The 11,024-nt window shown below is 34.2% G+C and carries 10 protein-coding genes; 5 read left to right on the top strand and 5 right to left on the bottom strand.

All coding sequences use genetic code 11. The features are described 5' to 3' along the window. Positions 1-182: 182 nt before the first annotated feature. Positions 183-1,202 (bottom strand): acyltransferase family protein, encoded by a 1,020-nt coding sequence (locus RT037_RS07040; RefSeq protein WP_312323435.1) that lies wholly within the window; start codon positions 1,200-1,202, stop codon positions 183-185. Positions 1,203-1,354: 152 nt separating this feature from the next. Then, entirely contained in the window at positions 1,355-4,702 is a 3,348-nt protein-coding gene (locus tag RT037_RS07035; RefSeq protein WP_313029349.1) for a methylmalonyl-CoA mutase family protein, read from the bottom strand. A gap of 142 nt (positions 4,703-4,844) precedes the next feature. On the opposite strand from RT037_RS07035, the gene RT037_RS07030 reads away from it, so the two are divergent. Together RT037_RS07030 and RT037_RS07025 are read left to right on the top strand one after the other, a co-directional pair. Next, positions 4,845-6,371: a hypothetical protein gene (locus RT037_RS07030; RefSeq protein ID WP_312323438.1), complete on the top strand. Its 1,527-nt coding sequence runs from the start codon at positions 4,845-4,847 to the stop codon at positions 6,369-6,371. Next, a complete protein-coding gene (locus tag RT037_RS07025; protein ID WP_313029345.1) occupies positions 6,372-6,704 on the top strand; it encodes a hypothetical protein in 333 nt (110 codons plus the stop codon). It abuts the gene before it with no gap. Positions 6,705-6,981: 277 nt separating this feature from the next. Here the strand turns inward: RT037_RS07025 and RT037_RS07020 are convergent, their stop codons facing one another. The 3 genes from RT037_RS07020 to RT037_RS07010 form a co-directional block, all read right to left on the bottom strand. Continuing rightward, on the bottom strand, positions 6,982-7,281 hold the full coding sequence (locus RT037_RS07020) for a hypothetical protein (RefSeq protein WP_313029343.1): 300 nt from the start codon (positions 7,279-7,281) through the stop codon (positions 6,982-6,984). Between the two features lie 215 nt (positions 7,282-7,496). Then, on the bottom strand, positions 7,497-7,922 hold the full coding sequence (locus RT037_RS07015) for a DUF3667 domain-containing protein (protein WP_313029340.1): 426 nt from the start codon (positions 7,920-7,922) through the stop codon (positions 7,497-7,499). Between the two features lie 104 nt (positions 7,923-8,026). Beyond that, complete coding sequence (locus RT037_RS07010) at positions 8,027-8,950, bottom strand: DUF3667 domain-containing protein (RefSeq protein WP_313029339.1); 924 nt, start codon at positions 8,948-8,950, stop codon at positions 8,027-8,029. 223 nt (positions 8,951-9,173) lie between these two features. Here RT037_RS07010 and rplM point away from each other — a divergent pair, with 223 nt between their 5' ends. The 3 genes from rplM (at position 9,174) to rpsB (ending at position 10,963) form a co-directional block, all read left to right on the top strand. Continuing rightward, positions 9,174-9,629, top strand: coding sequence for a 50S ribosomal protein L13 (gene rplM / locus RT037_RS07005; protein ID WP_079667342.1), 456 nt, complete (start codon positions 9,174-9,176; stop codon positions 9,627-9,629). Between the two features lie 5 nt (positions 9,630-9,634). Next, a complete protein-coding gene (gene rpsI / locus RT037_RS07000) occupies positions 9,635-10,021 on the top strand; it encodes a 30S ribosomal protein S9 (protein WP_079667343.1) in 387 nt (128 codons plus the stop codon). 183 nt (positions 10,022-10,204) lie between these two features. Beyond that, on the top strand, positions 10,205-10,963 hold the full coding sequence (rpsB, locus tag RT037_RS06995) for a 30S ribosomal protein S2 (protein WP_079667344.1): 759 nt from the start codon (positions 10,205-10,207) through the stop codon (positions 10,961-10,963). Positions 10,964-11,024 lie beyond the last annotated feature (61 nt).

Raw genomic sequence — 11,024 nt, 5'->3', positions numbered from 1 at the left:
TTTTGCTAATAACTTTAGGGTTATAAAATGTCCGGTTTTTGGGGAGACTTACAAATTAATCTTTCTAATTTGAAGACAGGAAGCTATCTTGTTAGCATCATTCTAGAAAACGGAGCAACTGAAGTTTCAAAAATCATTAAAAAATAAATCTTTTTAAATTATATCATCATAAAAACGGCTTTCTATAAAGTCGTTTTTATTTTGAAACTTCTTCCCAAAATAAATGGTGCAAATCTGTTTATTAAATAAATTGGAATATACATTAGTAATAGTGTTGACAGACTGATAACTAGGTTATATAGTATTTGCTGTGCATTGGATAAAGGTTCAATACCAAGATAATCCGCTATTTTGAATAAAAACATATTTGAATATGTATGTAATGCTAAAATAATAATAGCATTTTGGGACATATACTTTATCCATTTTACTTTTCCGTTAGCCTTCATTAGCCAATTAATGAATGTCATAATCAAAAAAATAAATAGAAAACTATTCACTAATTCCAAAGTATATGTAATAATGCTAGACGGTGAAGTAAAGATGTAAAACGAAATTAATATCGAAATGATTATACTTAATAATATTGCGATGTATTTTGTATGATTACTACTAGTTATGAAGTTAATGATATCCTTACTAAATGTCGAAGAAATGCCGTAAAATAGTATGCCTATAAAAACTCGATCTAAAGAGTATGGGTAATTATCTAGATTAATAAAATAGGGTATAATTGATAGACCATATAATAGTATGACTTTAATGTTTGATGGTAAATTTTTAAATATTAAGAAGTACAAACATTGTATTATATATAAGCAAGGTATAAACCACATTACAATGTTAAACGACATCGGTTTGCCTAGTGCGTATTCTATAATTGGTTTGTAAAAAACAGCGTCAGAACTATCTTCAGTTTTTCCAATAACTAACCAATAAATATAGAAAATTATAAAAAACCAAAAATAAGGAATTAGCAATTGCTTAGCTCTTCGTGATGCAAAATTTTTAAAAGATATATTTTTTTTAAAACTAAATAATAGTCCAGATAAAAAGAAAAACATAGGCATTCTTATCATACTCAAAGTTCTATTTAAAAAATCGCCAAAATGTATTTCAGTGTGAAATAAGACAACTAAAAAAATACTTAGTAGTTTTGCGGCGTCTATCCAATTGTAGTTCTCTTTTTGAGATTGCTCCATTCTTCCTCAGTGTTTCATTTTTACTTTCTGCCGTTTAGATACCCAGTTTTATTATTTGCGAATATAACAAAAAAACCTCACCGATTTCGATGAGGTTTTTATGATAATTCTATCTGAACCGTTAGTAGTCTAAATCAGCTAAGGCCCTGCCGTTACATATTTCTTCTGTACTTTCCGCCAACCTCAAAAAGTGCGTTGGTAATTTGACCAAGAGAACAATATTTCACGGCATCCATCATCACTTCGAATAAGTTTTGTTGGTTTATTGCTGCGTGCTGAAGTGTTTTAAGCGCTTCTGCGGATTTGTCATTGTTGGCATTTTGGAAATTGTGCAAATTCTCGATTTGAGCTTGCTTTTCCTCCTCTGTCGAACGTATAACCTCACCTGGACGAACCGTCGGTGAGCCATTTTTTCCTAGGAAGGTATTCACACCGATAATTGGATATTCACCAGTATGTTTTAACCATTCGTAATGCATGGATTCTTCTTGAATTTTCGAACGTTGGTACATCGTTTCCATCGCACCAAGAACGCCACCTCTTTCTGTAATTCTGTCGAATTCTGCATAAACCGCTTCTTCAACCAAATCCGTCAATTCTTCAATAATAAAAGAACCTTGAAGTGGATTTTCGTTTTTCGCCAAACCTAATTCTTTGTTAATAATCAACTGAATCGCCATCGCACGTCGTACAGATTCTTCCGTTGGTGTCGTAATCGCCTCGTCGTACGCATTGGTATGAAGCGAGTTACAGTTATCATAAATTGCATACAAAGCTTGAAGCGTCGTTCTGATGTCGTTAAAATCAATTTCTTGCGCGTGAAGCGAACGACCCGAAGTTTGGATGTGGTATTTCAACATCTGAGAACGCTCGTCAGCACCGTATTTAAACTTCATCGCTTTTGCCCAAAGTCTTCTTGCCACACGACCAATCACCGAATATTCTGGGTCGATACCGTTTGAGAAGAAGAATGAAAGATTTGGAGCAAAATTGTTGATATCCATTCCACGAGACAAATAATATTCAACATACGTGAAACCATTTGCCAACGTAAATGCCAACTGTGAAATAGGATTTGCGCCCGCTTCCGCAATGTGATAACCAGAAATTGAAACCGAGTAGAAGTTTCTGACTTTATTTTCAATGAAATATTCTTGAACGTCGCCCATTAATCTCAACGCAAATTCGGTTGAGAAAATACATGTATTTTGAGCTTGGTCTTCTTTTAAAATATCTGCTTGAACCGTTCCACGAACTGTTGCGATTGTTTCGGCTTTAATTTTAGCATAAACATCTGCAGGAACCACTTCGTCACCTGTTAAACCTAACAATTTCAGTCCAAGACCGTTGTTAGAAGGTGGTAATTCGCCGTTATATTTTGGACGTTTTAGACCTTTAGTATCGAATTTTGCTTTTAAAGCTTCTTCAATTTTACCTTCAAGACCATTTTCTTCTAAATACTTCTCCACATTTTGGTCGATGGCAGCATTCATGAAGAACGCTAAAATCATTGGAGCAGGACCATTAATAGTCATGGAAACCGACGTCAAAGCATTAATTAAATCAAATCCTGAATACAATTTTTTAGCATCATCCAAAGTCGCAATAGAAACGCCGGCGTTACCAATTTTACCATAAATATCTGGCGGTAAAGCAGGATCTTGACCATAAAGCGTCACCGAGTCAAACGCTGTTGACAAACGTTTTGCAGGCATTTCCGCAGAAACATAGTGGAAACGTCTATTAGTTCTTTCGGGACCACCTTCACCCGCGAACATTCTCGTTGGATCTTCGCCCGTTCTTTTGAAAGGGTAAATTCCCGCGGTGTAAGGGAAACTTCCTGGAAGGTTTTCTTGACCTTTCCAAGCAATTAAATCGCCCCAATCGTGGTATTTTGGAAGTGCAATTTTCGGGATTTTAAGATGTGATAAAGACTCTGTTGAAGTTTCAACCTTAATTTCTTTTCCTCTAACGAAATATGAATAAAACTCCTCGTGAAAAGCCTTTTTAGTATCGTCCCAAGTTTTTAAGAAGTCAATATTTTCTTGGTGAAGTTCTTTTTCAGCTTTTACATACTCAGCATCTAAAACTTCATTTTGAATTAAATTTTTAACCGCATCAATGTGGTACATTGTACGAGCCAAATCGGCTTGTTTCAAAACTTGTTGGTCATATTGTGTGTTGTTCTCAACAATTTCAGAAAGATAACGAACTCTTTTTCCAGGAATAATCGTGGTATCACTCGTAATTTCTTGTTCTAAAAACTCTTGAAGACCTGTTGTACTAAATTTTTCGTTTACCTTTTTAACCAAAGTATTGAATAATTCTGTTGTCCCATGATCATTGAACTGAGAGGCTTTTGTAGCGAAAACTGGCATTTCGTCCAATTGACTTTCCCAAAGCAAATGGTTTCTTTGGAACTGTTTTCTTACCGCTTGTAAGGCATCCAAAGCACCACGTTTATCAGATTTATTTAAAGCAATTAAATCGGCATAATCCAACATATCAATTTTCTCCAATTGTGTTGAAGCACCGTATTCAGGCGTCATCACATACATCGAAACATCAGCAATATCCGAAACTTCCGATCCTGACTGACCAATACCTGAAGTTTCTAAAATAATAACATCAGGATGAGCCAATTTTAAAACATTCAAAGCGGTGTGAACGAAAGGCGAAACCGAAACGTTGTTCTCACGCGTCGCCATCGAACGCATAAATACGCGCGGGTCGTTGATGGAATTCATACGAATTCTGTCTCCCAAAAGTGCTCCACCTGTCTTCTTTTTAGAAGGGTCGATTGAGATAATTGCGAGTTTTTTATCTGGATTTGAACGCAAGAAACGTCTCACCAATTCGTCTGTTAGTGAAGATTTACCCGCACCACCAGTACCTGTAATCCCAACAATTGGAATATTTAAATCTTTAGCTTTATCATTAATTGCTGCTACCAATTCTGGCTTTTCGTCTGAAAAGTTTTCAACAGCAGAGATGATTTGCGCCAACTTTGCTGAATCTTCAAATTTTAAATCATTAACATCAGCAGCCGTAATTTTTTCACCTGTTGCGAAGTCTGATCTTTTCACCAGATCATCGATCATCCCTTGAAGACCAAGCTCGCGACCATCGTCTGGAGAATAAATTCTGTCCACACCATAATCCATCAAATCCTTGATTTCTTCGGGAAGAATTACACCACCACCACCTCCAAAAATCTTGATTTGTGGCGAGTTTTTCTCTCTTAAAAGATCATAAATGTATTTGAAATACTCGTTGTGACCACCTTGATACGACGTCAATGCAATGGCGTTAGCATCTTCCTGAATCGCAGTATTTACCACTTCTTCCGCAGATTTATCGTGTCCTAGGTGAATCACTTCGCATCCCGAACCTTGGATCACACGACGCATAATATTAATTGCTGCATCGTGCCCGTCGAAAAGCGCCGCCGCAGTTACAATTCTAACCTTATTTTTAGGGGTATATTTTTGGTTTTCCATATTCAATTTAGTAACCTTCAAATATAATGAATTCGCCTGATTTATTCAAAGCACAAAAAAGTATGAAGATATTGTTAAAGTTGTAAGCTTTCTTTTAAGAATCGATGTTTATTCACTATTTTTATCACCCAAAAAATAAATTATGAAAAAGTTATTACTCTCGGCTTTTTTTGCCGTTAGTTTCAGTATTTCTGTATTTGGACAAGAGATTACCTACTTCGATGAAGATTGGCAGCCTACTAAGAAAGAAAATATGAGCTATTATCGAGAAGCTTATAAGCAAGGTCAAGAAACTTTAATCAAAGATTTTTATAAAAACGGAACCTTACAAATGGAAGGTACGGCTATTGATCCAACGCCTGGATCAGAAGTCTATAACGGGAAAGTGACTTGGTATTATCCAGATGGAAAGCCACAAAGCATCAGCGAATTTAAAAATGGAGAAATATCGGGTATGTCCAAAAGTTATGATACCAAATGTCGTTTGACGGAAGATATTGTCTTTAGTGGAGAAGGCACAATGACGGGTAAGCATTACAGCTACAGTGATAAAGAACTCGAGACCGAATATAATAGTGTGACCGAATTTAAAAACGGTGATGTTGTGTATTCTCGTGTTTTCTTGAGCGAAGAAAATCCGATGGGTTATGAGTCTTTTTATAAAGATGGTAGTGAGACCGAAACAAAGTTTTATGGTCAGAAAGGTAAGCTTATTGGTAGTCGAAAAATGGATGCCGATTATAAAATAAAAGGTATTGATGTCTCGTTTGCTTACAATCCTTTTAGAATTAGCCGTGTTGATCAGTATGATAAAAATGGTGAGATAAAATCTTACGAACTCTTTTATATAACTGGCGAAAAAGCGCAAGAATATTCTAAAAAAAATAAAGAAGCCAGTAAGATTACTTTTAATAAAGAAGGAAAACAAATTGCAAAAGTTAATTATAAAACTAATCCTGACTTAAGTTATTTGATGGAGTATTCGGGAGAGGATTATACGTTTGGTTATGACAATGATGCTGTTGCGACGATTAGCGTTTATGACAATTTTAAAACCAAAAATGTCAAAAATTTTGATGAAGCAGGAAAATTAAAAGATGAAACGGTCTATGACGAGGATATGATCAAAGAAGTTATTTATTATAATCCTGACCAAAGTGTTAGATCAAAATTAATCTACGTTGACGGAAGTGCTAGCGATGGCGAAATGTATGATAACAATGTGACATCCAAATACGAAAAAGGAATTATGGTGTATTCTAAAGCGACTTATCCAGAGACGGGAAATACAGCTTACGAGTCTAAATACGATCCTGTTTTGAAAACATTTAATACTAATGTTTATGACGAAAACAAAAATTTAACCTATAGTTATAAGCGTTTTGAAGGCTCTTATAATTTTAGTGGAGAAGTTACGCAGTACAAAAATGGTAAACAGATTTCTAAAGCCACTGTTAATGAAGGATTGCTAGTCCATGGCAAATTGAGATATAAAGACTATTATGGAGAAATCGAACAAGAGATAAAGGATAAGTGGTTGTATACGAGAAAATATACCGAGAAAGGCTTGATGTTTTCGGAGTCAAAAGAGCTTTTAAAAATCGAAGATGACGAATATTACCAACCAACTTCTTATATTTACGAAGAATTTTTGTTAGGTCGAAATTAGATGAAGCGAGCAGTTATATATTTAGTCGTAGGAACATTGTTGAGTTTCTTATTTCAGTATTTTTTATCGGGAACAGGCTTGCCAAAAGTTGATTTGTATTATGCATTTGCTTTTGGATTGGGTTGGGGAATGGCATATTATGTTGATCGCCCAGATTGGGAACTTCCTAAAAAAATGGGATTTTCGTTAATAGGCGTTGTCTTGTTGGTAGCGATTGGTTTTGCGTTTTTCAATTTTGAAATTGCGATCCCTTCTATTATCAGATTTTCGACGGTTTTTGTTGCTTATTACTTAATCGCAAGTTTCCGAGACAGCAAGTCATTACGACAATAGAATTTAATTTTAATCATATTTAGAAAAAAGAAAGCGCCTCAATTTATTTTGAAGCGCTTTTTTGTTTTTTAAATATGAAATTAATGCATCATAATAAAACTAATGAGGCCAACAACCACTACTAAAAAGGAGAATACAAAAGTATTTAGTAAAAAAGTAAACCATCCTATCAATATGCTAATAATGCCATGCGATTTGTAGACGCGATGATGTGCGATAAAGAAATAGATACCGCTATAGATGATTAACAGGACTAGCAAGAAATTAACGATCTGTGCTAAAAATTACTTAGTCCCATAGCGCCGCTAAGTTTTATACCTAATCCAGCAATTAAAATCGTTCGTAGTAAAAACGAAAAATAATGCAGTGTAAAAATATCATGATCGAAATACCACCATTTTTTCTTGTTGTGGAAAATCCATAAAAAGAATGCAAAAATCGGAAGATAGATGAACAATGCCTTCGGTAGATTGTGGAAAGAGGTTTGTAAAATTTTGGTGTAGATTTCACCTTTTTTGACACCTTGTTCTTTTAGTTCAAAATATTTGTGAGCGAATGCATCTTGGAGCCATGTCAAACCTGCGATTTTATTTTTTGTGCCTTTGTCATAATCCTCTTGTGTTTTGTAATCAAGACAATTAATATCTTCGCTAATGCCATTGTCAGCATCAATTAATTTTTTCCAGCTAAAACTAACGTCTCCATCTGTACTATTTTTATTAATGATTGTTCTTAGAGAATCAATTTTGTTATTAACAATAGAGTCGGAGAGCTGCTTATTGCTAGGTTTTTTTAATCCTTCAGCACTTCCAGTAATATTTCGCGTTTTGCTTGTGATTCTTTCTTTGCAGCGGTGGCTTCATTTTGTGTTTTGTACGGATTGTGTGTACTATCAAAATGAATAGTTGAGAAAAACGCAAATAAAAAAAAAGTGACAAACCTGACCAAAATGTATAACTTAACTGGAGGGACAAATATTTGACGTTTGCCTTCTATATAGGTGTTGGTAAGCTTTCCTAGCTTGAAAAGACGATTTTTAATTGTTCCCCAGAATTGTCCGTTATAGTGTGTTAAATCCTCTATGAAATGGGTGAATAAAAAACGAAATGGCTGTCTTGTTTCTGTATTTTCTTGACCGCAATGTGGACAAAATCTTCCTTCTACGTAATGTCCGCAATTAAGACAATCTTTCTCATGCCTGATTTTTCCGTGGCTCATAATGTGATGATGTTTTCAAGCACAAATATAATTTTTCTGTTCAAATGATATTTAGAAAAAATGATGAACGGTAAATGAATGCAAAAAATGTTTGTAATTCGCTTTTATTCCATCGTGATAAATGTATAATATAATAAGCTAATAAGTAACAATGAAAACAACAGAAGATTAAAACTTAGTAAGCCAACTGCTGTAATAACACCAGTGATACCTTTTTTATCAAAGAACTTTTTGTAAGCTATGACGAAATGAAAAATTACAAATATGATAATTCCATATTGTAAGAACATAATAACTTGGTCTATAAAATCAATTTTTGAAATAATTTGTAAGCTTTCTAATAGGTACCAAACAAAAAAACTTATAATTAATAAAGTAAAGTAATGTATCGAGAAAATACTGTTGATGAAATAAGTGTAATTTTTCCTGTCAGAAAATATCCATAGCACAAGTGCAAACACGGGAAGGTAAAGGAATAATGCTGTCGGAATGTTGTTGACGAATTTGGATAATAATTTTTCGCTGATAAGATCGTCCGACCAACCTTCTTTTTTTAAAGAAAGTAATTTTTCATAAAAAGGATGATACAAAAAATATACATTTGGATGCTCTTGTAATGCATTTTGATCCATTTTCGAAACAACATCTTCTGTTAATATTTGCATATCATCTTCTGGTTCGTAATAGAATCTAAAGCTTTGTGTATGATGCAAGCTGTATAAAAATGAAGTTACAAAAAACACAATAAAACTTACAGCTATATAAAACCTAACGGGTTCTAGATGGCTTGCACGTCGTCCTTTTGTGTATTCTTTGGTTAAAAATCCAGGCTCTTTTATTAAAGTTTTAGTGCTTTTTATAAGGTTTTTGTCATATTTAGCCTTAGTTTGAAAATATGAAAGAAAAGCAAAATAGAAAGGCAAATCCAAGATTAAGTTTTCTTGTCCACAATGCGAACAGAATCTTACTTCAACAATATTACCACAGTTGAGACAATTATTCTCACTGCGTAAGTTTTTGGTTTTCATGGGTTAGTTTTAACAAATATACTAAGTTTTTCAGTAGTATAACTTATTATATTGTTTTGACAATTTTAGATGTTTAGTGTAGTTAAGTTAAATAATTAAAAGAATGAGATTTAATTTAGATTTTTATTAGAAATATTGAAAAGGATTTTTTATTCCAAAAATATTACTTACCTTTGCACACCTTTTATAGGGAAAAATTATGTTTAATCGTAAACGATAAATTGTGAATACATTAAGTTACAAAACCGTATCGGCAAACAAAGCTACTGCAAATAAAGAATGGGTTGTAGTAGACGCTGCTGGGCAACCATTAGGACGTATGGCTTCTAAAGTTGCAAAGATTTTGAGAGGTAAGCACAAAACGAATTACACACCGCATGCAGATTGTGGAGATAACGTAATCGTTTTGAATGCAGAGAAAGTAGAACTTTCAGGAAACAAGTGGGATGATAAGACTTATATCTGGCATACAGGATATCCAGGTGGACAAAAGTCTATGACTGCTGCTGAACTTATGAAAAAAGACAACCTAAAAGTTGTTCAAAAAGCAGTTAAAGGTATGCTTCCAAAAAACAGATTGGGTAGCGCTATCCTTAAAAACCTTCATGTATATGTAGGGACTGAGCATAAGCACGAAGCTCAACAGCCAAAAGTAATCAACCTTAACGAATTTAAATAATAAGTATGTCTACAGTACACAAAATCGGAAGAAGAAAAACTTCTGTAGCTAGAGTATACGTAAAACCAGGTGCTGGTAACATCACTATTAATGGTAAAGACGTTAAAGAATACTTCGGTACAGATGTTTTAGTATATAAAACAAACCAACCATTTTTATTAACAGAAACTGTAGGTCAGTATGACGTAACAGTTAATGTTTTCGGTGGTGGTATCACAGGTCAAGCTGAAGCTATCAGATTAGGCGTTTCAAGAGCTCTTTGCGAAATCAACGAAGAATTCAGAGGGATGTTAAAACCTCACGGTGTTCTTACTAGAGATTCTAGAATGGTTGAAAGAAAGAAACCAGGTCAGAAAAAAGCAAGAAAGAGATTCCAATTCTCAAAACGTTAATTTTTTTCAGACATCAGATTGGAGATGTCAGATTTCAGATTTTTTGTCTGCTGTCTCATATCTAAAATCTATTAATCTAACTTTAAAAATTGCCCGTTACGTTTAGCATCCAAACGCTTCTCCCATCTATAGAAGTTGTTGATTGTTTAAGAAACGGAAAGTAAACTAACAAAAAAAGAAAACATGGCAAAAGCAAATGTAAAAGACCTTCTAGAGGCTGGCGTACACTTCGGTCACATGACTAGAAAGTGGAATCCAAATATGGCTCCATACATTTTCATGGAGAAAAACGGTATTCACATCGTAGATTTACATAAAACTGCAGTTAAATTGGACGAAGCTTGTAACGCTTTAGAAAAAATAACTTCTGCAGGTAAAAAAGTTCTTTTCGTAGCGACTAAAAAGCAAGCGAAAGAAGTTGTTGCTAAACATGCAGCAGAACTTAACATGCCTTACATCACAGAAAGATGGCCAGGTGGTATGTTGACGAACTTCGTAACTATCAGAAAAGCGGTTAAGAAAATGAACGCTATCGATAAAATGAAGAAAGATGGTACTTTCGAAACTTTATCTAAAAAAGAAAGATTACAAGTTGATCGTCAAAGAGCTAACTTAGAAAAGAACTTAGGTTCTATCTCTGATATGGTGCGTCTTCCGTCTGCTATCTTTGTAGTAGATATTATGAGAGAACACATCGCTGTTACAGAAGCTAAAAAATTAGGTATTCCAGTTTTCGGTATCGTTGATACTAACTCTGATCCTAGAAAAGTTGACTTCGTTATCCCAGGAAACGATGATGCTTCTAAAGCTATCGATATGGTACTTTCTGTAGTATCAGAATCTATCAAAGAAGGACAATCTCAAAGAAAAGCTGAGAAAGAAAAATCTAAAGAAGAAGGGGAGAAGGCTACAGCAGAAAAAGATGCTGACTTCGAAGCTTAATCAACAGATTAATTGAAATAAAAAAAGGTTCAGAATTTATTCTGAACCTTTTTTGTTTTAT

The sequence above is a fragment of the Soonwooa sp. genome, from assembly GCF_032062245.1.
GTDB lineage: Bacteria > Bacteroidota > Bacteroidia > Flavobacteriales > Weeksellaceae > Soonwooa.
This window is presented reverse-complemented; position numbering and strand designations above follow the sequence as displayed.

Coding starts and splice junctions, on each gene's coding strand:
- RT037_RS07025 (WP_313029345.1), top strand. CDS start 6,372: ATGAAGCGAGCAGTTATATATTTAGTCGTAGGAACATTGTTGAGTTTC.
- RT037_RS07010 (WP_313029339.1), bottom strand. CDS start 8,950: ATGAAAACCAAAAACTTACGCAGTGAGAATAATTGTCTCAACTGTGGT.
- rpsI (WP_079667343.1), top strand. CDS start 9,635: ATGTCTACAGTACACAAAATCGGAAGAAGAAAAACTTCTGTAGCTAGA.
- rpsB (WP_079667344.1), top strand. CDS start 10,205: ATGGCAAAAGCAAATGTAAAAGACCTTCTAGAGGCTGGCGTACACTTC.
- RT037_RS07015 (WP_313029340.1), bottom strand. CDS start 7,922: ATGAGCCACGGAAAAATCAGGCATGAGAAAGATTGTCTTAATTGCGGA.
- RT037_RS07030 (WP_312323438.1), top strand. CDS start 4,845: ATGAAAAAGTTATTACTCTCGGCTTTTTTTGCCGTTAGTTTCAGTATT.
- RT037_RS07040 (WP_312323435.1), bottom strand. CDS start 1,202: ATGGAGCAATCTCAAAAAGAGAACTACAATTGGATAGACGCCGCAAAA.
- RT037_RS07035 (WP_313029349.1), bottom strand. CDS start 4,702: ATGGAAAACCAAAAATATACCCCTAAAAATAAGGTTAGAATTGTAACT.